This is a genomic window from Mesorhizobium sp. U510 (assembly GCF_059180695.1).
In genome coordinates this window covers 3,500,213-3,520,965 of the sequence record NZ_CP180532.1, presented here as the reverse complement: position 1 = coordinate 3,520,965, position 20,753 = coordinate 3,500,213, and the positions used below count along the sequence as shown (strand labels likewise).

At 63.4% G+C, this 20,753-nt stretch carries 19 protein-coding genes; 6 read left to right on the top strand and 13 right to left on the bottom strand.

Annotated features, from left to right (window positions below; translation table 11 throughout):
- Positions 1-73: 73 nt before the first annotated feature.
- Positions 74-673 (bottom strand): superoxide dismutase, encoded by a 600-nt coding sequence (locus ACLGL5_RS18425; RefSeq protein WP_069091733.1) that lies wholly within the window; start codon positions 671-673, stop codon positions 74-76.
- A gap of 178 nt (positions 674-851) precedes the next feature.
- On the bottom strand, positions 852-1,730 hold the full coding sequence (locus ACLGL5_RS18420) for a branched-chain amino acid aminotransferase (protein WP_069091732.1): 879 nt from the start codon (positions 1,728-1,730) through the stop codon (positions 852-854).
- Between the two features lie 154 nt (positions 1,731-1,884).
- On the opposite strand from ACLGL5_RS18420, the gene ACLGL5_RS18415 reads away from it, so the two are divergent.
- Both ACLGL5_RS18415 and ACLGL5_RS18410 read left to right on the top strand, forming a co-directional pair.
- Positions 1,885-2,544, top strand: coding sequence for a haloacid dehalogenase type II (locus tag ACLGL5_RS18415; protein WP_019857104.1), 660 nt, complete (start codon positions 1,885-1,887; stop codon positions 2,542-2,544).
- Positions 2,545-2,718: 174 nt separating this feature from the next.
- Positions 2,719-3,549, top strand: a complete 831-nt coding sequence (locus ACLGL5_RS18410; protein WP_019857103.1) for a L,D-transpeptidase — start codon at positions 2,719-2,721, stop codon at positions 3,547-3,549.
- An 85-nt stretch (positions 3,550-3,634) separates the two neighbouring features.
- Here ACLGL5_RS18410 and ACLGL5_RS18405 read toward each other — a convergent pair whose 3' ends face one another.
- From ACLGL5_RS18405 to ACLGL5_RS18375, 7 genes are all read right to left on the bottom strand, one after another.
- The gene (locus ACLGL5_RS18405; protein WP_038645545.1) at positions 3,635-4,447 is read right to left on the bottom strand and encodes a 3-methyl-2-oxobutanoate hydroxymethyltransferase; all 813 of its coding nucleotides are present in this window, start codon (positions 4,445-4,447) and stop codon (positions 3,635-3,637) included.
- 9 nt (positions 4,448-4,456) lie between these two features.
- Complete coding sequence (locus ACLGL5_RS18400) at positions 4,457-5,239, bottom strand: hydroxypyruvate isomerase family protein (RefSeq protein ID WP_038645542.1); 783 nt, start codon at positions 5,237-5,239, stop codon at positions 4,457-4,459.
- 1 nt (position 5,240) lies between these two features.
- Positions 5,241-5,552, bottom strand: coding sequence for a MocE family 2Fe-2S type ferredoxin (locus tag ACLGL5_RS18395; protein WP_019857100.1), 312 nt, complete (start codon positions 5,550-5,552; stop codon positions 5,241-5,243).
- Between the two features lie 105 nt (positions 5,553-5,657).
- Positions 5,658-6,482 (bottom strand): ATP-binding cassette domain-containing protein, encoded by an 825-nt coding sequence (locus ACLGL5_RS18390; protein WP_069091731.1) that lies wholly within the window; start codon positions 6,480-6,482, stop codon positions 5,658-5,660.
- Positions 6,479-7,483: an ABC transporter permease gene (locus ACLGL5_RS18385; protein ID WP_064982938.1), complete on the bottom strand. Its 1,005-nt coding sequence runs from the start codon at positions 7,481-7,483 to the stop codon at positions 6,479-6,481. The genes ACLGL5_RS18390 and ACLGL5_RS18385 overlap by 4 nt, the downstream gene beginning before the upstream one ends.
- A gap of 155 nt (positions 7,484-7,638) precedes the next feature.
- The gene (locus tag ACLGL5_RS18380; RefSeq protein WP_064982940.1) at positions 7,639-8,619 is read right to left on the bottom strand and encodes a sugar ABC transporter substrate-binding protein; all 981 of its coding nucleotides are present in this window, start codon (positions 8,617-8,619) and stop codon (positions 7,639-7,641) included.
- 111 nt (positions 8,620-8,730) lie between these two features.
- Entirely contained in the window at positions 8,731-9,738 is a 1,008-nt protein-coding gene (locus tag ACLGL5_RS18375; protein WP_064982942.1) for a sterol desaturase family protein, read from the bottom strand.
- A 286-nt stretch (positions 9,739-10,024) separates the two neighbouring features.
- Between ACLGL5_RS18375 and ACLGL5_RS18370 the strand changes: the two genes are divergently transcribed.
- Entirely contained in the window at positions 10,025-11,062 is a 1,038-nt protein-coding gene (locus ACLGL5_RS18370; protein ID WP_069091730.1) for a LacI family DNA-binding transcriptional regulator, read from the top strand.
- 37 nt (positions 11,063-11,099) lie between these two features.
- Here ACLGL5_RS18370 and ACLGL5_RS18365 read toward each other — a convergent pair whose 3' ends face one another.
- On the bottom strand, positions 11,100-12,647 hold the full coding sequence (locus ACLGL5_RS18365; protein WP_069091729.1) for a helicase HerA-like C-terminal domain-containing protein: 1,548 nt from the start codon (positions 12,645-12,647) through the stop codon (positions 11,100-11,102).
- Between the two features lie 307 nt (positions 12,648-12,954).
- On the opposite strand from ACLGL5_RS18365, the gene ACLGL5_RS18360 reads away from it, so the two are divergent.
- Entirely contained in the window at positions 12,955-14,397 is a 1,443-nt protein-coding gene (locus ACLGL5_RS18360) for a methylmalonyl-CoA mutase subunit beta (RefSeq protein WP_027046642.1), read from the top strand.
- A complete protein-coding gene (scpA, locus tag ACLGL5_RS18355; RefSeq protein WP_069091728.1) occupies positions 14,394-16,517 on the top strand; it encodes a methylmalonyl-CoA mutase in 2,124 nt (707 codons plus the stop codon). Before ACLGL5_RS18360 ends, scpA begins: the two co-directional genes overlap by 4 nt.
- An 11-nt stretch (positions 16,518-16,528) precedes the next feature.
- On the opposite strand, the gene greA is transcribed toward scpA, so the two are convergent.
- Positions 16,529-17,002 carry a transcription elongation factor GreA gene (gene greA / locus ACLGL5_RS18350; RefSeq protein WP_069091727.1) on the bottom strand — a complete coding sequence of 158 codons (474 nt, stop codon included), beginning with the start codon at positions 17,000-17,002 and terminating at the stop codon, positions 16,529-16,531.
- A 108-nt stretch (positions 17,003-17,110) separates the two neighbouring features.
- On the opposite strand from greA, the gene ACLGL5_RS18345 reads away from it, so the two are divergent.
- On the top strand, positions 17,111-18,487 hold the full coding sequence (locus ACLGL5_RS18345) for a TIGR03808 family TAT-translocated repetitive protein (protein WP_069091726.1): 1,377 nt from the start codon (positions 17,111-17,113) through the stop codon (positions 18,485-18,487).
- Here the strand turns inward: ACLGL5_RS18345 and ACLGL5_RS18340 are convergent.
- Positions 18,480-19,484, bottom strand: coding sequence for an asparaginase (locus ACLGL5_RS18340; protein WP_064982951.1), 1,005 nt, complete (start codon positions 19,482-19,484; stop codon positions 18,480-18,482). The genes ACLGL5_RS18345 and ACLGL5_RS18340 overlap by 8 nt on opposite strands.
- Positions 19,485-19,513: 29 nt before the next feature.
- A complete protein-coding gene (locus ACLGL5_RS18335; protein WP_069091725.1) occupies positions 19,514-20,680 on the bottom strand; it encodes an acetyl-CoA acetyltransferase in 1,167 nt (388 codons plus the stop codon).
- Positions 20,681-20,753: the final 73 nt, after the last annotated feature.

The following is a 20,753-nucleotide window of genomic DNA, read 5'->3' as shown; positions in this document are numbered from 1 at the left end:
GGCCTTCGCAGCCACTGATATCGATACGGAAAAAGAAAGGCCCCGGGATTGCCGGGGCCTTTCTGACTGTCGATCACTTCGCCTTTTCGTAAAGTTCCAGCACATGATCCCAGTTGATCAGGCTGTCGACGAAGGCCTCGAGATATTTCGGGCGGGCGTTGCGGTAGTCGATGTAATAGGAGTGTTCCCAGACGTCGACACCGAGGATCGGCGAGGCGCCATGAACGAGCGGGTTTTCGCCGTTCGGGGTCTTCGAGATCGCCAGCTTGCCGTCCTTGACCGAAACCCAGGCCCAGCCCGAACCGAACTGCGTCGTGCCGGCGGCGACAAAATCAGCCTTGAACTTGTCGTAGCCGCCGAGATCGCTGTCGAAGGCCTTCTGCAGCGCGCCCGGCAGCTTGTTGCCGCCGCCGCCCTTCTTCATCCACTTCCAGAAATGGATGTGATTGTAGTGCTGCGCGGCATTGTTGAAGAGACCTGCATTCTTGCCGAACGACTGCTTGACCACCTCTTCGACCGACAGATCACCCATTCCGGCATCGGCAGCCAGCTTGTTGCCATTGTCGACATAGGCCTTGTGATGCTTGTCGTGGTGATATTCCAGCGTCTCTTTCGACATGTAAGGCTGCAAGGCCTCATAGTCGTAGGGCAGAGCGGGCAATTCAAAAGCCATGGGTAGTACTCCCTCGTGGAAAAAATCCGGTATGGATACCGGATTAAGATAGGACTGGATTGAGCTGGAACAACTCCGGAAGTGAAGCGCCGGTTCCCTTTCTAAGCGGGTTCCGGAAAACTGTCACACGGTTTTCCTGCGGCGAAGCGCGCAGCGACAAAAAGGCCGAAGCGGCGCGTCAGCCGGCCGACGCCGAATGCGCCCAATCCCAATAGAGCTCGCGCGCCTTCTTGGCCACAGGGCCGGGTTGCAGATCGCGATCCTCGATGCGCGTGATCGGCACCACCTTGGAGTGGTTGCCGGTCGAGAAGATTTCGTCCGCTTCGAGGAAATCGCGCACCGACAGCGTCTTTTCCGTCGTCTTGAATCCGTACTCGCCCAGCAGCGTCATCGTGCGCGAGCGTGTGATGCCGGACAGGAAGGTGCCGTTCGGCGCCGGCGTCAGCACGTGGCCATCCTTGACCAGGAAGATGTTGGAGCTTCCGGTCTCTGCGACGTTGCCCAGCATGTCCAACACCAAAGCATTATCGAAGCCGCGCATCTTGGCTTCGAGGATGGCGCGGCCATTGTTGGGATAGAGGCACCCGGCCTTGGCGTTGGTCGGCATGGTTTCGATCGTCGGGCGCCGGAACGGCGATACCGTCACCGAAAACCCGGTCGGCGAGATCATCGGCGATTCATAAAGGCAGAGGCAAAAACGGGTCGAAGCAGGATCGGCCGGCACGCCCATGTAGCCGCCATGCTCGGCCCAGTACATCGGCCTGATATAGACCGCCGTCTTGCCGTCGAATTTCTTCAATCCGTCCCAGGTCAGCCCGACGATCTGTTCGGGCGACATGTTCGGCTTGAGGCCGAGCGCGATCGCCGAGGCGTTCACCCGCCTGGCGTGCAGGTCGAGGTCGGGCGCCACGCCCTCGAACCAGCGCGCCCCGTCGAACACGCTGGTGCCGAGCCACATGGCGTGGCTGCGCGGGCCCAGAATGGCGACATTGCCCTCGTACCAGTCGCCGTCGACGAAAGTCCATGTCGCGGATTGCGCCGCTGCCGCCAGTGTCATCGCGTTATCCCATTCCGATCAATCTTGTGTGACAACATTGGATGATGCTTTGGCCGCTGCCGTCAACGGGCATCGGGGAGTTTTGTTGAGGCCAGCGGGGCCGCGATGCAATCAAGGCTTGCACCTTGCCCCGCCTCGCCTCAAAACTGTCGCCATGCAATACGCCGCCTATGTTTTCGACGCCTACGGCACATTGTTCGACGTGCACGCCGCCGTGCGCCGGCATGCCGACCGGATCGGCCCGGACGGCCAGTTGCTGTCCGAAATCTGGCGCGCCAAGCAGCTCGAATATTCCTGGGTGCGCTCGCTGATGGGCGCCTATGCCGATTTCTGGCAACTGACCGAACAGGCGCTCGACTTCGCCTTGCGCAAGGTCCCCTCCGCCGATCCCGGCCTCAGGACAAAACTGCTGGAAGCCTACTGGCGGCTGGACTGCTACCCGGAGGTACCGGCCGTGCTGAAGGCGCTCAAGGCCTCTGGAGCCAGGCTGGCGATCCTCTCCAACGGCTCGCCCGAAATGCTGGAAGCGGCGGTCAAATCGGCCGCGCTCGACCATGTTCTGGACGACATCTATTCGGTCGATACGGTGCGGCGCTTCAAGACCGATCCGGCGGTCTACGACATGGTCGCCACCGGCTGGCGCCTCTATCCCGGCGCGGTGTCCTTCCAGTCCTCCAATCGCTGGGACATTGCCGGCGCCACCAAATTCGGCTTTCGCACCGTGTGGATCAACCGCTCCAACCAGCCCGAGGAATACCGGGACTTTCCGCCGGCCTTGATCCTGCCGACCCTCGAAGCGCTGGTCACCGCCTGAGCTGTCCAGCTGTGACCCTGGCGCAACAGTGGCGGCGCAGTCACAGCTTCGCCTTTGTTTGTCCACGTTCGGGCCAGAATCGGAACCGCCTATCGCCTCAGGTGTTGTCAGGCACCCGCATAGCGGCAAGCGTATTCACGCTTTGTTGCAATTTGAGTCCTAAAGAAGGCAGCCATGTCCATAGCCGAAATCGAATCCTATCGCCTGAGCCGTCGCGGCTTCCTCAACGCCGCAGCATTGGGCGCCGCATCGATCGCGGTTTCCGCATGCGCCACCACCGGGCCAGGACCGGTCGAGCCTCCGCAGCCAACCTATGTCGAGCCGCCGCTCGCCGACTATGCGTCGATGTACGCGGCTGTCAGCGATGGCGGCTTCGACCTGCCGGCCATCCCCTTCGACAGGATCGATCCACAGTTCCTACGCCAGATCGTTCCCGATCCGACCGGGCAGAAGCCCGGAACGATCGTCGTCGATACGACAGGCCATTTCCTCTATCTGGTTCGTCCGGGTGGCCAGGCCATCCGCTATGGCGTCGGCCTCGGCCGCGCCGGCTTCGAATGGTCAGGCGACGCCGTCGTCCAGTGGAAGCAGAAGTGGCCGAAATGGACGCCGCCGGATGAGATGATCGCCCGCCAGCCGGAATTGAAGCCATACAGCGCCGACAATGGCGGCATGCCCGGCGGGCTGAAGAACCCGCTCGGTGCCCGCGCGCTCTATCTCTTCCAGGGCAATGTGGACACGCTCTATCGCCTGCACGGCTCGCCGGAATGGAAGTCGATCGGCAAATCGGTGTCGTCGGGCTGCGTGCGCCTGATGAACCAGGACATCATCGACCTCTACGACCGCGTGCCGTCGAAAACCCCTGTCATCGTGACCAGCGACGCCAGCCAGCCGATGGCGGCGGCAGCGACGGCCAACCACAAGGCCATCCCGATCGACGCCGGCGTGCCGGACGGATCGGTGCTGCTCGGCCCAGTCAAGGCAGTGACGAACGCGATCTTCTGAGTTTGTCGAAGGAGCGGCGGACAGTCGCCGCTCCTTCCATGCATGTCGGTGCCGCAGCCTAAAACGATTTCAAGGGCGGTATCCGTCAGAGGCCAAGCGGGGCCCTGAAGGCCGCGAGTTCTTCGTCGGCGATCGAGACGACGTGCTGCGGCTCGGGATAAGTGCCGGTCTTCACATCGGAGATGAACTCGCGATAGGCGGCGATGCGCTCGCGCTGCAGTCGCTCATACTCGGCGGCGAAGTTGCGGTAGGTCTTGGCGTGGCGTGGCCTGTGGCCTGAGGTGTGGCCGAGTACGTCCTCGCTGAACAAATACTGCGCATCGGCATGCGGTCCGGCGCCCATGCCAAGCATGATCATCGGCGTGCTTCTGGTGATCAGTTCGGCAATCCGGTCCGGCACCACTTCCAGCTCGGCGCCGAAGCAGCCGATGGTTTCAAGGCGCTTGACGTGATCCCACACCGCACGCGCGCTCTCGGCCGTCCTGCCGACGGCCTTGAAACCGCCGGTCCAGGTGCATTGCGAAGGGATCAGGCCGACATGGGCGACGACCGGCACGGCGTTGTCGCACAGCGTCTTCTGGATATCTAGCGAGGCGGCGCAGTAGAAGCAGTCGCCGCCGATGCGCATGAAATGGTAGGCGGTTTTCAGATAGTCCTCCGCCGTAACCAGATTGCCGGCTGGGCCGTAGGGAAGCCCGACCTGCACGAAGCAGCGGCCGGCCGCCTCGCGCATCTCGGGCGAGAAGAAGCGGCCCTCGATCGAAAGCATGTCGACGCCGGCCGCGTCGGCCGCCGCCGCCTCTTCGAGCGAGGTGACGTAGAGCATGGAAATCTTCTGCCCGCGGCCCTTCATGGCGCGGATGTCGGCGACGGTGGGCCGGGTATTTTTGCTGACCATTTTGTTCCCTCAGATGGTGAAAGCTTCGCGGAAGGCTTGCAGGGCGGCCTCAGGATCGCCTGAGGCGAACGCCTCCATGCCCACCGGCCCGCGGTAGCCCATGTCCTTCAGCGCATGGGCGATACCCCGGTAATTGATCTCGCCGCTGCCGGGCTCCATGCGTCCGGGGACGTCGGCCACCTGGACCTCGCCGATCCAGGGCAGGCAGGCGCGGCACAGCTCGATCAAATTCCCTTCGCCAATCTGCGCATGGTAGAGGTCGAGGTTGAGACGCAGACCGGGCCGGTTGACATCAGACACTAGCGCTAACGTGTCTTCCGCTCGTCCAAACGGCACGCCGGGATGGTCGACCGGCAGGTTCAAATTCTCCAGCGTGAAGGTCACGCCTTCCGCCTCGGCGAGGTCGGCGATGCGGTTCAGCGTGTCGCGCGCCTTGAGCCACATGGCACCGGTGACAGCCTCGCAAGGAGTGACCGGCAGGCCGCCTTCGCCGAGCCCCGTGCCGTGCAGATTGAGCCGCGCGACGCCGAGACGCTTGCCGACCGCCACCGTCTCCTTCGCCGTCTTCAACAGTTCGGCAGCGCCCTCGTCATCGGAAAGCCTGCCGCTGAGGTAGCCGTTCATGATCGAGAAGGTCGCGCCGGATCTTTCCAGCATCGCTAGGTCATGGTCCGGCCAGTTCCAGAGGCCGACCTGGAAGCCCAACTCGGTGAGGCGCTCGACGCGCCATTCCATCGGCCGGTCGCGCCACAGCATCTCGACACAGGCCGCAAGGGTGAAGGTATCGGACATGTCAGACCTCGATGTACACGCGGCCATCCTCGACCTTCGTGTTGTAGGTTTTCAGGTTCACGCAGACCGGTGCGCGCAGCGCTTCGCCGGTCCGGTAATCGAACACGCCGCTGTGCTTCGGGCATTCGATCCTGTGTTCCATAACCAGCCCATCGCTCAGATGCACCTTTTCATGCGTGCACAGCCCGTCGGTGCAAAAGAATGCATCGTCGGGGCTGTGGTAGATGGCGAATGTCCGGCCCTCGTGATCAAAGCGGATGACGTCCTCTTCGTCGATGTCATCGGTCGCGCACGCATCAATCCATTTTGCCATTGTCACTTTGCCGTCTGTTCTTTGGTTGGTCGAAAAGGCGGCCGGCGGGATCCCGCCGGCCGCACCGGAAGATGCCGGGGAGGAGGAGATGGGCACCTTCGCTGATCATACATGGCTCGCACCGCGCGGCGCATGCCCGTCATCAGCCGCCGAGAAGCTCTCGATCTCGGCTTCGAGCTCGGCCATTTGCTCGCCGCCCGCCATCAGGTCGGTGATCGCCTCGCGGCTTTTCTCGCCCTTACGGAAGTCGGCGGCCTTGGAGCCTCTGATGAGCACGGCGAAGTCATCGCCGACGGTCAGCGCATGGACGACATTGTGGGTGATGAAGATCACCGCGATGCCCTTGCGGCGCGCCTGGAGCACGATGCGCAGCACATGCGCCGCCTCCTTGACGCCGAGCGCCGCTGTCGGCTCATCGAGGATCAGCACGCTGGCGCCGAAATGCACGGCGCGTGCGATCGCCAGCGCCTGGCGCTCGCCCCCGGACAGCCCGCCGACGAGGCGATCGCCGTCGTCGATGCGGGTGATGCCGAGCTGACGCATCTCGGTGACGGCGATCTCGTTGGCCCGCTTGCGGTCGTAGATGGTGAGCGGCCCCCAGCGCCGCGTCGGCTCGGCGCCAACGAAGAAGGACCGACCGATGCTCATCAGCGGGAACGTGCCGCCGAACTGGTGGACGGTGGCGATGCCATGGTCACTGGCATCGCGGGGGGTGTCGAAGGCGACCGATCTGCCGTCCATTTCCATCGTGCCCGATGTCGGGCGGTGGACGCCGGAGAGAATCTTGATCAGCGTAGACTTGCCGGCGCCGTTGTCGCCAAGCAGGCAAAGCACCTCGCCTCTGTAGACCTCGAGCGAGATGTCGTGGAGCACGTCGATCGGGCCGAACGACTTGTTGATTCCAGTCAGCCTGAGCAGAGGCGTGGTCATCGGCGTGCACTCAGTTTGGTGCGCGGCGCGTAGGTCAGGGCCATGGTGCGGAAGGTGTTGTTCATCAGCACGGCCGCCAGCAGCAGGACACCGATGATCAGGCTCGCCCAGTTGGCGTCGAAGCCGGTGTAGAAAATACCCTGGTTGACGATGGCGAAGGTCAGGGTGCCGAGCACGATGCCGACCACCGAACCGTAGCCACCAGTGAGCAGCACGCCGCCGATGACCACCGCGATGATCGAATTGAAAATGAAGGACTGCCCCGCGGCCACCTGGGCGCTGTTGTATAGGATGGCCTGCGACATGCCGACGAAGGAGGCGCACAGGCCGCTGCTCATGAACAGCGCTATGGTCACCCGGTCCGTCGGTATGCCGGCATTGCGAGCGCTGACGGCGTCACCGCCCATGGCCAGGATCCAGTTGCCGAACCGCGAGAAATTCAGAATGAAGCCGACGATCAGGATGGCGGCGATCCACCAGAACAGCGTCACCTCGAACTTGCCGCCGAGATAGTCGCCGAACAGGAGTTTGGCGATCGGCCCGCTCTTCAGCGCGACGCTGGTGCTGCCGGACAGGATGACCGAGAGGCCGAGTGTCAGGCCGGCCAACGCGAACAGCGTGGCCAAGGTGACGACGAAGGACGGCACCTTGGTGCGAATCACCAGCACGCCGTTGACGAAGCCGACGGCGAGCCCAAGGCCGAGCGCGGCGAGGATGCCAACGATGATCGGCAGGCCGTAATGGCCCGACAGGATGGCAATGGTCATCGAACTGGCGGGGACCATCGAACCGACGGAGAGATCGAGATGCCCGGCGATCATCAGCAACCCGATGGGAAGCGCGATGATGCCGAGTTCCGAGGCGACGTTGAGCCAGCTCGCGGCCCCCCCGGACGACATGAAGTTGGCGCCGCCGAAGATCGAGAAGAAAAACAGAACGGCGATCATGCCGATCAGCGAGCCGACTTCGGGCCGGCGTACGAGACTGCCGATCGAGGGCATCGAAGAGCGCTGAGAGAGCGGCGCGGTAGTTGCCGCGGCGAGTTGGTCGTGGGCTTGGGATGTCATCGAAATGTCCCTGGCTTGAACAATGGAGAGCCTGGCGCGGGGCAGATGATGTCCGGCCCTCGGATGGGCCGGACACCAATCCACGCAAGCTAGCGAGCGCCGGCTGCGGCACCAGCCATTGTCGCGTCGACATTGGCAGCGTCGACGATCCCCGGTCCGGTCAGCACCGGCTTGGTCGGCAGGTCCAGCCCATAGTTGGCGAAGCCGTTCAGCAGCGAGACCGCGAGATAGCCCTGCAGATAAGGCTGCTGGTCGACCGCGAACATCTGCGTGCCGGCCTTGATGCGCTGCAGGCCGGTCTCATCCATGTCGAAGGAAGCGAGCTTCACCTTGTCGCCGGCATTGGCCTGGCTGATGGCGTTGGCTGCGCTGTTGGCATCGCCGGCGCTGATGGTGATGACGCCGTCGATGGTGTTGTCCTTCAGCACGGCCGCCTTGATCGCCTCGGCGACCGCAGTCGGGTTGCCGAAGCTGGACGAGGGCAGCGGCAATTGGGTCGATTTGCCGCCGCTCTTGGTAATGGCGTCGGCAATGCCCTTGCAGCGGTCTTCGGTGTTGGTGGCACCCGGCAAAGTATTGACGCACAGCACGTTCTTGGAACCATGGCTGCCGTAGTAGGTGCCGCCGCCTAGACCTGCGGCGTATTCTTCATTGCCGACATAGTTCATGGCGCCGAGCCGCTTGGCCGCGTCCATGCCGCCGGAATTGTAGATGATGAGCGGAACTCCGGCGGCAACGACCTCCTTGAAGGCGTCGTCCATGGCCTCCGGCACCCAGTCGGGGCCGACAATGGCGCTCGGCTTTTGGCTGAGCGCGGTGCGGATCAGCTTGGCCGCATCGGGGCCGAGATTGTCGTAGTTCTGCGGACCGAGCCAGGTCACCGAGCCGCCGGTCAGTTCGGCGACCTTGCCGGCGTCGTCGGCGCCCTTCTTGACCTTCGACCAGAACGGATCGTCCGCCTTGCCGCCTATGACGAAGATCTTCGCCCCGTCTGCCATTGCCGACGTAGCCGATGTTGCCGCCACGCCCGCAAGCATGATCGCCGTCAGCAGTTTCGTGATCGCTTTCATTTCATTCCTCCCGGTTGCCGTCGTCAGACGGATTAGAAAAACAGCTGCTTCGTCGCTCCATGCGCGCCTCTCTCCCGATTGCGCGTCACGAATGCTTCGCCTCGGTGTTGCTCACACCCTGGCGTTCATGCGTTCTTTCTTTTTCTGGAAGCGGGCGTCCATCATGGCTTCACCCTCTCGGGTGCCGTCGTGCCAGGTGCCGAACCACTTATCGAGCGGGATCAACCCGTCGCCGCCATAGTTCACCTCGAAATATTTGTGGTGCAGGTAATGTGTGTAGGCATGGCTGTTGACGGCCGTGTCCTTAGTCACTTCCAGCTTGTCGAAGCCGAGATGGCCATTGACGGCGCCGAAGCCAGCAACATGCAGCTGGAACAGCGCGACGATCGGATTGGACGGGATAACGAGGTGCCAGAAGGCGACCGCGTGGTAGAGGAACCCTTCCACCGGATGCATCGACAGCGACGACCAGGGCGACGGGTTGATCGAATTGTGATGGACCGAATGGATCCAGCGATAGAGCGGTCCCCAGTGGATCAGCCGGTGAATAAAGAAGAAATGCACCTCGTGGATGGCCGGCGCGATGAGCACCAGTGCGGCGAGGTACACCGGATGATCCTGCCAGCCGACCCACGGCACGTAGCCATTGGCAAAGCACCAAAGGAAGATGACTTCGACCACGGTCCATAGCGGAATGGTGATGAAGAACGAGCGCAGGAAGTTGTCGAGGTTCTGGCTCTGGAACCAGAACACGTCGGACGGCGCGTCGGCGGGGAATTTGTGGTTGTATTTGAACCGCGTCGCCTGGGCGCGCTTGATGTAGTAGCGCAGCTCGAAGATGCCGTAGAAGACGAGGATCGCCGCGGCGTTGACGGCATAGAGCCACAGTGCCCAGCCCCAGCTGATCGTCTTCATCGTCTCTACGCTCGGCACGATATAGAACCAGTAGAGCAGCGCCGTGAACATGTGGAAGGCATTCCACGGCCAGATGTAGCCCGGCAACCACGCCAGGATCTTCGGCAGCCTGGGCGGCCAGTTCCATAACGGCGCGCCCTCGATGCGTCCGTTCGGCTTCCAGTCGCCGCGCTTGTCGCGCACGCCGTATTTGAGATCGTCCATGCAATTTCTCCACCCGCAATGCCGCACCCGCAACGCCTTGGAATGGGCCGCACGTGCGCGCTGCCTCACACCGTTTGAGAGCGGTGGGCGAAAACCTGTCTGCGCTGTGCTGCTGCTATCCCTGGGCTGGCGGTGCGTCCGCCTTGCTTTCTTTTGACGAGATAAACATCTTGATCCAAAATGAATCAAGAATAGAATTTTTGTTCCAAATTGATTGTGTCATTCATATCAATCTCGCATGGACAATGATATTTTTGTATCAGATGCGACAGGCTGATGAGATAAAATGGATCAGGGCAAGCGGCCAACGATCAAGGATGTAGCCGCCGAGGCGAATGTTTCGGTGGCCACCGTCAACCGGGTGCTGAGCGGCTCGGGCGCCGTTCGCCAGGGCATGCGAGAGCGTGTCCGGCTGGCGGCCGAGCAAATCGGTTTCTACGGCATGGGCGCGCTGCGCAGCCGCGTGGCGGCCGCCCGGCCGCGCTACCGGTTCGGTTTCCTGCTGCACCAGCCCGGCCGCGCCTTCTACCGCAACATGGCCGAGGCGCTGCGCCTGGCAACCGAAGCGGTGCCCGATTGCGAGATCGAGCTGCGCACGGAGTTTCTGGACGATCTGTCACCGCAGAATGTCGCATCGCGGATGCTGGCGCTCGGCGCCGAATGCGACGCCGTTGGCGTCGTCGCCGCGGTTCATCCCCTCGTCACCCAGGCGGTGGACACATTGCATGCCCGCAACGTGCCGGTCTTTGCGCTGATCTCGCAGATTTCGGCGACCGGGCATGTGCGCTATATCGGACTGGACAATTGGAAAGTCGGGCGCACCGCGGCCTGGGTGTTCGAGCATGTCTGCCGCGCACCCGGCAAGCTCGGCATCCTTGTCGGCAACCACCGCTATCGCTGCCAGGAGATGAACGAGAGTGGCTTTCGCTCCTATTTTCGCGAGCACGCGCCTGGCTTCACGCTGCTCGAGCCGCTGCTGACTTTCGAATCCAGCGCCATTGCGCAGGAGATGACCGAAAAGCTGCTGAACGAAAATCCGGACCTGTTTGGGCTTTATGTCGCCGGGGGTGGCATCACCGGCACTATTGCGGCCCTACGCTCCACCGGCAGGGCCGGAAGCCTCGTTGTTGTCGGCTATGAACTGATGGAGTCGACCCGCCCGGCGCTGCTCGACGGCACCCTGACCTTCATCATCTCGCACCCCCTCGCCCGCATTGCGCAAGAGACCTTGGCCGGCATGATCCGCGCTGTCTCAACACCGAACGAAGGCGGGAATTTTACAAACATCCTGCCCTTCGAGATCTACACCCGCGAAAACATCTAGCAGGTTGCGCCCGACTTGCTACCGGCCCTGGCGCGGCTCAGCGCCCTCTCGACAGGCTTCCCAAAATCCCGCGCACGATGGCGCGTCCGACCGACGAGCCGACCGAGCGCACCACGGACTTGATCGCGGCCTCCGCCACGGTCTGGCGATTGGAGGGGCGCGGCGCCGGCGCGCGGCGGCCACCGGACGGCGGTGCGGGATCGTCATTGCCGAAGCCCGGTATGGTCCAGCGCGAGCCGCCTGTGCCTGCCTGCTGCGCCTGCTGCTCGGCGTCCTGTGCGTCCTTGGCCTTTTTCTGCAGCATCTCGAAAGCCGATTCGCGGTCGATGACCTGGTCGTACTGGCCAGTGACCGGACTTTCCGCGATCAGCTTTTGCCGCTCGGCGGGGGTTATGGGTCCAAGCCGCGAGGATGGCGGCCGGATCAGCGTACGCTGCACCATGGACGGCACGCCCTTGGCCTCCAGCGTCGAGACCAGCGCCTCACCGGTGGCGAGCTGGGTGATGGTGGTGGCGCAGTCGAAATCGGGATTGGGGCGGAACGTTTCTGCCGCTGTCCGAACCGCCTGCTGCTCACGCGGCGTATAGGCGCGCAGCGCGTGCTGGACGCGGTTGCCGAGCTGGGCCAAGACCTTTTCCGGAATATCCAGGGGGTTCTGCGTGACGAAATAGACGCCGACGCCTTTCGAGCGGATCAGGCGGACCACCTGCTCGACGCGGTCGATCAGCACCTTCGGCGCCTCGTCGAACAAAAGATGCGCCTCGTCGAAGAAGAACACCAGCTTCGGCTGGTCGGGATCGCCGACCTCGGGCAGTTCCTCGAACAGTTCCGACATCAGCCAGAGCAGGAAGGTCGCGTAGAGCCGCGGATTCATCATCAGCTTGTCGGCGGCCAGCACGCTGACGGCGCCCCGGCCGTCACGCGTGGTGCGCATGATGTCGGAGATGCGCAGAGCCGGCTCGCCGAAGAAGTTAGCCGCGCCCTGTTGCTCCAGCACCAGCAGCGTGCGCTGGATGGCACCCACCGATGGCTTGGTGACATTGCCGTAGCGTGCGCTGATCTCCTCGGTGCGCTCGGCGATGTTGGCAAGCAAAGCCTGCAGGTCCTTGAGATCGAGAAGCAACAGGCCCTCTTCATCGGCAATGCGGAAGGCAATGTTCATGATGCCCTCCTGCGCGTCGGTCAGGTTCATCAGCCGCGACAGGAGAAGCGGTCCCATTTCAGAAATGGTCGCGCGGATGGGATGGCCCTGCTCTCCGAACAGGTCCCAGAAGATGACGGGGAATTCCTGGAAGTCGTAAGGGTCGAGCTTGACCTGCGCGGCCCGCTTGACCAGGAAATCCTGCGCCGTGCCCATCATCGCGATACCGGACAGGTCGCCCTTGATGTCGGCGCAAAACACCGGAACGCCGGCATTCGAAAAACCTTCAGCCAGGATCTGCAAGGTGACGGTCTTGCCGGTGCCGGTGGCACCGGTCACCAGGCCATGGCGATTCCCATATTGCAGCAGCAACTGCTCGGGGCGCTGATAGCTGTCGTCGGGCTTGCGGCTGGCGCCGATGAAAATACTGGTGTCGTCAGCCATATATCCGATCTCCGCAAACTGATAAGTCAAAAGCCAGCCTTTGCCCGAAGGTATAGTGAGGCTGTCGCACAGCGACAATGCCAATTGTCCAGAGCGGGGCCAATCGTCCCAATCAGGCCTGTCGTCGAAATCGGATTTTGGAACTTGCGGATTTTGCTGGTGTTTGGCAATCGTTCATGGTTCGTCCATTCAAGCCGACCTATATCTGATGGATCGAATTCAGGCTCGGGATGCGCATTGCGATAACCGACCGGGAACCGTAGAGTGAACCGCCCGGCTGGTGCGGCCATATGAACGAGGAAGATGGATGGGCGCCGGAGCCTTGACCAAGGATGTTGAACCAGTTGGCGCCGAGCGCCAGCGATGGCTGGCCCTGGCGGAAAAGGCACTGGCTGGCGCGTCCTTCGAGGAAAAGCTGGTTTCGCACACCGACGACGCCATCCGCATCGAGCCCCTTTATGACCGCGCGACCGGGGCCGAACCGCTCGTGCGCACGAATCCCCGGTCGCCCTGGATCGTCAGCCAACGCGTCGACGACCCCAACGTCGATCGCGCCAAGGCCCAGGTTCTGGACGATATCGCGCAGGGTGCGACAGGACTGTCGCTCGTCTTCGAAGGCGCCCCGAACGCTTTCGGCTACGGTCTGCCGAGAACCGCTCAGGCGCTGGAAACGGTGCTGGAGGGCGTGCCTCTCAATCGGATCCAGATTCGCATCGACACGCACCCGTGGAGCCGCCCGATGGCCGACTGGCTGGTGGCGTTCCTGAGCAAGCGCCGCTCCGATCCGGCAAAGCTCAACCTGTCCTTCGGCATCGACCCGGCGGCGATCCTTGCCGGCACCGGCCGGCTGCGCATGTCGATCGAAGCGCTGCAGGAATCGATGCCCCAGTCGCTGGCGCACTTCTTCTCGATGGGCGTTCCCGGTGTGCTGCTGGAAGCGGACGGTCGCGTTTTCCACAATGCCGGCGCCACGGAAGCGCAGGAACTCGGCATCATGCTGGCTTCGGCGGTCTCGTATCTCAGAATGTTCGAGAAGGCGCGGCAGCCGCTTGTCTATGCCGCGCCGCATATCGGCTTTGCGCTCAGCGTCGACCAGGACCAGTTCCTCTCCATGGCCAAGGTGCGGGCCTTGCGCAGGCTGTGGGCACGCGTGCAGGAAACCTGCTCGATCCCCAACTCCACGGCCAACATCCATGCCGAAACGTCATTCCGCATGATGACGGCGCTGGATCCCGAAACCAACATCCTGCGCACGACGATCAGTTGCTTCGCCGCGGCGGCGGGTGGAGCCGATTCGATCTCCATCCTGCCGCATACGATCGCGCACGGCCTGCCGGCGCCTTTTGCCCGCCGCGTCGCGCGCAACGCCCAGCTGATCATGGCCAATGAAAGCCATGTCGATCATGTCGCCGATCCCGCCTATGGGTCCGGCGCGGTCGAAGCGCTGACGGCGGACCTTTGCGAAGCCGCGTGGGCGGAGCTGCAGGCGATCGAGGCCGAAGGAGGCGTATTGTCGAGCCTTCGGGACGGACACATCCAACAGCGCGTTCGCGCCGCCGCCGCCCGGCGCGACGCAGCCTTCAAGGCCGGTGAGCGGGCCATCATCGGCACCACACTCTATCCGCAGAAAGGTGAACGCCCGGTCGAGACGCTGGATGCGGAGCAGCGGCCTGCCTTCACCGAAGGCGTCGTGCTGTGCGAAGCGCTGTTCCCGGCCCGCATCGACCAATCCATCGAGGCTGCCTCTTGATCCCGGATTTCAGTCAGGTCGGCTGGGCGCCGCCGCGCCGCGCGTCGGTCGAGGTCAAGGGCCAGCGGGTGACGCCGGAAGGGCTTGTCGTCAAGCATCTGTACAATCAGGGCGACCTCAAGGGTCTGCCGCATCTCGACACCTATCCAGGCTTGCCGCCCTTCGTGCGCGGCCCCTACCCGACCATGTATGTCCAGCAGCCGTGGACGATCCGGCAATATGCCGGCTTCTCCACGGCCGAGGAGTCCAACGCCTTTTACCGGCGCAATCTTGCCGCCGGCCAGAAAGGATTGTCGGTCGCCTTCGATCTCGCCACGCATCGCGGCTACGACAGCGACCACCCGCGCGTAGCCGGCGATGTCGGCATGGCGGGTGTCGCCATCGATTCCATCCTCGACATGCGGCAGCTCTTCGACGGCATTCCGCTCGGCGACATGACGGTGTCGATGACGATGAACGGCGCGGTGCTGCCGATCATGGCGCTTTACATCGTCGCGGCGGAAGAACAGGGCGTCGCGCAGAAGGATCTGGCAGGCACCATTCAGAACGACATTCTGAAGGAGTTCATGGTCCGCAACACCTACATCTACCCGCCAAAACCCTCGATGCGGATCGTGTCGGACATCTTCTCCTACACCTCGAAGAACATGCCGAAGTTCAATTCGATATCGATCTCCGGCTATCACATGCAGGAAGCCGGTGCGACGGCCGACCTGGAGCTCGCCTATACGATCGCCGACGGCATCGAATATGCCCGCGCCGGCGTCGCGGCGGGCCTCGACATCGACCGCTTCGCGCCGCGCCTGTCCTTCTTCTGGGCGATCGGCATGAACTTCTTCATGGAAGTGGCCAAGCTCAGGGCCGCCCGCCTGCTGTGGGCGACGCTGATGAAGAAGAATTTTGCGCCGAAGGACGAACGCTCGCTGTCGCTGCGCACCCATTGCCAGACGTCCGGCTGGTCGCTGACCGCGCAGGACCCCTACAACAACATCATCCGCACCATGATCGAGGCGATGGCGGCGACCCAGGGGCATACCCAGTCGCTGCACACCAACTCCTTCGACGAGGCGATGGCGCTGCCGACCGACCATTCGGCGCGCATCGCCCGCAACACGCAGCTCATCCTGCAGAAGGAATCCGGCACCACGCGCTTCATCGACCCGTGGGGCGGCTCGGCCTATCTCGAACGGCTGACCCACGATCTCGCGGCGCGCGCGCTGAGCCATATCGAAGAAGTCGAGGCTCTCGGCGGCATGGCCGCCGCGACCGAACAAGGCATTCCCAAGCTGCGCATCGAGGAAGCGGCGGCGCGCACGCAGGCGCGCATCGATTCGGGCGAGCAGATGCTGGTCGGCGTCAATGCGCATCGCCCCGAGACCGACATCGAGGTCGACGTACTGAAGATTGACAATGCCGAGGTCAGGGCCCGGCAATTGTCCAAGCTGCAACGGCTGAAGGGCACGCGCGATGTCGCTGCGGTGGAAAGCGCGCTCGATGCGCTGACGCGCGCCGCGCAAGGCAATGAGAACCTTCTGGAGTTCGCCATCCGCGCCGCGCGTGCGAATGCGACCGTCGGCGAGATCTCGTTCGCGCTGGAACGGGCCTTTGGCCGCCACGTCGCTACGGTGCAGACCATTTCCGGCGTCTATCGCAAGGCGCTTGGCGACAGCCCCGTGGTCGACGGGCTGCAGGACAAGATTAGCGCTTTCGAGAAGAAAAATGGCGGCAAGCCGCGCATCCTCGTTGCCAAGATGGGACAGGACGGCCACGACCGCGGGCAAAAGGTGATCGCCACCGCCTTCGCCGATCTCGGCTTCGACGTCACCGTCGGCGCGATGTTCCAGACGCCGGAAGAGATCGCCAAATTGGCCGTCCAGCATGACGTCCATATCATCGGCGCCTCATCGCTGGCGGCGGGACACCTGACGCTGATCCCCGAATTGCGCGACGCGCTGAAGAAACTCGGTCGGGGAGACATGCTGATCGTGGCCGGCGGCGTCATCCCGCCGCAGGATTATGATGCGGTGCTACAAGCCGGCGCGGCTGAAATCTTCCCGCCGGGCACGGTCATTCCGGAAGCGGCGGACCGGCTGATGGATAGGCTGCTGGCAGCCAACTAGGCTATGCTGCTCTAACTGTCCGACAGCTTGACGATTTCCCATTCCTTGCCGTTGACCACGGCCACGTCGCCGACCTTCTTGCCGAACAGCGCGACCGCCATGGGCGAAACATGCGAAATGCTGCCCTTGGTGGGATCGGCCTCGTCCTCGCCGACGATCTTCCAATGCACCTTCTTGCCATCGTCGCCTTCCAGCGTGACGCCCATGCCGAAGCGGACGACGTCGCTGCCGGGCTCCGGCACGGACAGTTCGGCGTTTTCGCGCCGCGCCGTCCAGTAGCGCAGATCGCGTGACACCACCGCGATGCGCTCGCGGTCTGCCTTCCTCTCGGCTTTCGCCAGAACGTCGCGCAGATCGGCCAGATTCTCCTCGATCTGCGCCAGGCCGCGTTCCGTCACAAGGTTGCGGTGCGTGCTGATCGGCCGCTCGCCGACGCCGGCAATGGCATTCTCGCTGTCTTCTTCGCGGGTAAAAGCTCTGCTCATTGCCTGAACCTAGGCCTCGAGCGGCTGCTCGACAAGTCATTGTGAAAAGGAACGGAACGTTTGGCACGATTCCTGCGACGTCAGGTTGAACGCTGGGATTCTGTGCCGATGTTGAACAGACGAACGCTGCTAACCGGAACCGCCGGCTTTGCCGTTGTGGGCCTTGCGCTCGGCAAAGCGGCGGCCGCCGGCCTGACCGGTATCGAAAAAGCCTCGATGCGCGGTTCCATCAATGCCACCGAACTCGGCGTACAGCCCGGCACATTCGACGACCAGAGCAAGGCCTTCGCCAAGCTGCTGCGCGACGCGAACAGCCGGGACATGCCGGTGTTCCTGCCGGCGGGCACCTATGTGGTGTCCAATCTCTCGCTGCCCAGCCGCGTGCGCCTTTCCGGCGTGCCGGGCGCGACGCGGATCGTCTATGGCGGCGACGGCCATCTCTTCATGGCCGAACAGGCCGACCATATCGAACTGAGCGGGCTGGTCTTCGACGGTTCGAACCGCTCGATGGGCGACTATGCGCAAGGGCTGCTCGATCTGCGCCGGGTCGGCCATCTCGTCGTCGACAATTGCCAGATAACCGGCAGCGGCAAGAACGGGCTGGCGCTGGAACATGCGACAGGCCGCATCGAACGCTCCGACATATCGGGCGCGGCGGACGCCGGCATCTATTCGGTCGAGGCGGCCGGACTGACGATATCAGGCAACACGGTCTCCGACTGCGCCAATGGCGGCATCCTCGTGCATCGCTGGCAGGCGGCCGAAGACGGCACGATGGTGACCGGCAACCGTGTCGAACGCATCGCCGCGCGCAGCGGCGGGACCGGCCAGAACGGCAATGGCATCAACGCCTTCCGCGCCGGCAACGTCATCATTTCGGGCAATGTCGTCTCGGATTGCGCTTTTTCGGCGATCCGCGCCAACAGCTCCAGCAATCTGCAGATTTCCGGCAATACCTGTTCGCGCTCGGGCGAGACTGCGGTCTATTCCGAATTCTCGTTCGAGGGTGCGGTTATCAGCAACAACATGGTCGATGGCGCGGCCAACGGCATCTCGATCGTCAACTTCAACGAAGGCGGCCGCATGGGTGTCTGCTCCGGCAACATCGTGCGCAATCTGTCGACCAGCGGCCCCTACACGGCCGATCCGCCCGGCTTCGGCGTCGGCATCGGCGTCGAGGCAGACACCATCGCTTCCAACAACGTCATCGAGAACGCGCCGCTCTACGGCATGTCGATCGGCTGGGGACCGTATCTGCGCAATGTCGTGGCCACCGGCAACATCATCCGAAAGGCCGGCACAGGCATCGTCGTCAGCGTGGTCGAGGGTGCGGGCACGGCCGTCATCTCCGACAACGTCATCGACGGCGCGGTGAACGGCGCCGTCATCGGCCAGCGCTGGGCCGAGCCGGTAACAGCCGACCTGACCCAGTTAAGCAGCAGCGGTTTTGCGCATTTGACCGTTGAGCGCAACCGCGTCAGTTGAGGGCGGCAGTCGGCCTCACCGCGCCTACCTTGGCTCCGATCCGGCTTTGGATCGGCGCGTTTGCCAGTTCAGTGAGCTTCGCCGCCAGGGCCTGGTCCGCGCGCAGCAGCTTGGCGAGGACGGCGGCGACCATGGCTTCACTGGCGCGGTGGGCGCCATCATCGCATTTGAGCGCGATACCGAGGCCAAGCTCCGGAATTGCGGCACAATGGACACCTTCGGCGCCGCCTTTCGCAAAGATCCGCCCAGGTGCTGCTTCCATCAGCGCGACGTCTTCGCGGCCGGTGCCGGCGACATAGAAGGGTTCTGCCATACAGGCCGCCAGCAGCCGCTTTGCCGCCTTGGCCCGCTCGGGGCCGAAACCATTTGTCGTGGCCATGCGGGCAAAGCCGAGCGCGAAGCTCCTGAGCGGCACCGCATAGGTCGGGATCGAGCAGCCGTCGGTCGCCCGCTCATCAGCGCCATGGACGGCACCTGTGACCGACTGCATCGCGTCGCGCACCATCTCTTGCAGTGCGTGCCCCGCCTTGACGTAGCCACTGTGCGCAATGCCGGAATGGACGCAGGTGCAGAGGAAGCCGGAATGTTTTCCTGAACAGTTGTTGTGCAGCGCATTGGGCAAATCGCCGGTGCGGGCGAGTGCAATCTCGGCAGCATGGTTTGAAGGCCAATGCGCGCCGCATTCGAGCGCTGACCCATCGAGCCCGGCCCTGGCCAGCATGGATCGCGCCAGTTCGACATGCGCCGGTTCGCCCGAATGCGACGCGCAGGCCAGCGCCAGCTCACGGTTGCCGAAACCATAGACGTCGGCAGCACCGGTTTCCACCAGCGGCAAGGCCTGGATTGCCTTGACCGCCGAGCGCGGGAACACCGGCTTCGAGGTGTCGCCAATCTCCAGGACCGGTTTGCCGTCGGCATCGAAGACCGCGACAGCCCCGCGATGCGCGCTCTCGACGATCGCGCCGCGCAGAACCTCGATCAGAACCGGATTTGCCATGCCACCTCCAACGAATGTTGGGGGGCGGTTTACCTGATCCGGTCGAGAATGGAAACGTAGTTGGCGACCGCGGCCCCACCCATGTTGAAGATGCCGCCAAGCTTCGCACCCGGCACCTGGATGCCGCCGGCTTCGCCGACAAGCTGCATGGCGGTCAAGACATGCATGGAGACACCGGTGGCGCCGATCGGGTGGCCCTTGGCCTTCAGCCCGCCGGAGGGATTGACCGGCAGGCGGCCGTCCTTGGCCGTCGTGCCATCAAGCGCCAGCTTCGCGCCCTCGCCGGGCTTGGCCAGGCCCATCGCCTCGTATTCGATCAGTTCGGCAATGGTGAAGCAGTCATGCGTCTCGACAAAAGACAGGTCGTTGAGCGTCACGCCGGCGTTCTTCAGCGCGCGGGTCCAGGCCTGCTCGCAGCCCTCGAAAGCCAGGATATCGCGCTTCGACATCGGCAGGAAATCCTGCACATGCTCGTTGGCGCGGAAGGCGACGGCGCGGCGCATCTTCAGCGCGGTTGCCGTGTCGGCAAGGATAAGGGCGGCGGCGCCGTCTGAAACCAGTGAGCAGTCGGTGCGCTTGAGAGGACCGGCGACGAAGGGGTTCTTCTCGCTCTCCTGCCGGCAGAAATCATAGCCGAAATCCTTGCGCATCTGCGCATAGGGATTGTCGACGCCGTTCTTGTGGTTCTTGGCGGCGATCATGGCGAGCGCATCGGACTGGTCGCCATAACGCTGGAAATAGGCCTGTGCGATCTTGCCGAAGACACCGGCGAAGCCAGCGGGTGTCTCGCCGTCTTCAGGCAGATAGGACGCTTTCAGCAGGTTCTTGCCGATCTCGGGTCCGGGCGTCGTTGTCATCTGCTCGGCGCCGACCACCAGCACGATGCGGGCAACGTTGGCGTCGATTGCACGGATGCCTTGCCGGACCGCCGCCGATCCCGTCGCGCAAGCATTCTCGACTCGCGTTGCCGGCTTGAAGCGCAGCCGGTCGTCGGCCTGCAGCACCAGGCTCGCGGTGAAATCCTGCGCAGAGAAGCCGGCGTTGAAATGGCCAAGCACGATCTCGTCGACCTCGTCCGGACCGATGCCGGCATGGTCGAGCGCATCCGTCGCGACCTTGACGATCAGGTTTTCGAGCGTCTCGCCCTCAAGCTTGCCGAAGCGCGAATGCGCCCAGCCAACGATGCATGCGGTCATGGCGGTCTCCATCCTTGGCGCCAGCCTAGCATACCGGGCTCATGGCGCACTTCGCCTTTATTGTTCAAAGATA

Coding starts and splice junctions, on each gene's coding strand:
- ACLGL5_RS18425 (WP_069091733.1), bottom strand. CDS start 673: ATGGCTTTTGAATTGCCCGCTCTGCCCTACGACTATGAGGCCTTGCAG.
- ACLGL5_RS18420 (WP_069091732.1), bottom strand. CDS start 1,730: ATGACACTGGCGGCAGCGGCGCAATCCGCGACATGGACTTTCGTCGAC.
- ACLGL5_RS18415 (WP_019857104.1), top strand. CDS start 1,885: ATGCAATACGCCGCCTATGTTTTCGACGCCTACGGCACATTGTTCGAC.
- ACLGL5_RS18410 (WP_019857103.1), top strand. CDS start 2,719: ATGTCCATAGCCGAAATCGAATCCTATCGCCTGAGCCGTCGCGGCTTC.
- ACLGL5_RS18405 (WP_038645545.1), bottom strand. CDS start 4,447: ATGGTCAGCAAAAATACCCGGCCCACCGTCGCCGACATCCGCGCCATG.
- ACLGL5_RS18400 (WP_038645542.1), bottom strand. CDS start 5,239: ATGTCCGATACCTTCACCCTTGCGGCCTGTGTCGAGATGCTGTGGCGC.
- ACLGL5_RS18395 (WP_019857100.1), bottom strand. CDS start 5,552: ATGGCAAAATGGATTGATGCGTGCGCGACCGATGACATCGACGAAGAG.
- ACLGL5_RS18390 (WP_069091731.1), bottom strand. CDS start 6,482: ATGACCACGCCTCTGCTCAGGCTGACTGGAATCAACAAGTCGTTCGGC.
- ACLGL5_RS18385 (WP_064982938.1), bottom strand. CDS start 7,483: ATGCCCTCGATCGGCAGTCTCGTACGCCGGCCCGAAGTCGGCTCGCTG.
- ACLGL5_RS18380 (WP_064982940.1), bottom strand. CDS start 8,619: ATGAAAGCGATCACGAAACTGCTGACGGCGATCATGCTTGCGGGCGTG.
- ACLGL5_RS18375 (WP_064982942.1), bottom strand. CDS start 9,738: ATGGACGATCTCAAATACGGCGTGCGCGACAAGCGCGGCGACTGGAAG.
- ACLGL5_RS18370 (WP_069091730.1), top strand. CDS start 10,025: ATGGATCAGGGCAAGCGGCCAACGATCAAGGATGTAGCCGCCGAGGCG.
- ACLGL5_RS18365 (WP_069091729.1), bottom strand. CDS start 12,647: ATGGCTGACGACACCAGTATTTTCATCGGCGCCAGCCGCAAGCCCGAC.
- ACLGL5_RS18360 (WP_027046642.1), top strand. CDS start 12,955: ATGGGCGCCGGAGCCTTGACCAAGGATGTTGAACCAGTTGGCGCCGAG.
- greA (WP_069091727.1), bottom strand. CDS start 17,002: ATGAGCAGAGCTTTTACCCGCGAAGAAGACAGCGAGAATGCCATTGCC.
- ACLGL5_RS18345 (WP_069091726.1), top strand. CDS start 17,111: ATGTTGAACAGACGAACGCTGCTAACCGGAACCGCCGGCTTTGCCGTT.
- ACLGL5_RS18340 (WP_064982951.1), bottom strand. CDS start 19,484: ATGGCAAATCCGGTTCTGATCGAGGTTCTGCGCGGCGCGATCGTCGAG.
- ACLGL5_RS18335 (WP_069091725.1), bottom strand. CDS start 20,680: ATGACCGCATGCATCGTTGGCTGGGCGCATTCGCGCTTCGGCAAGCTT.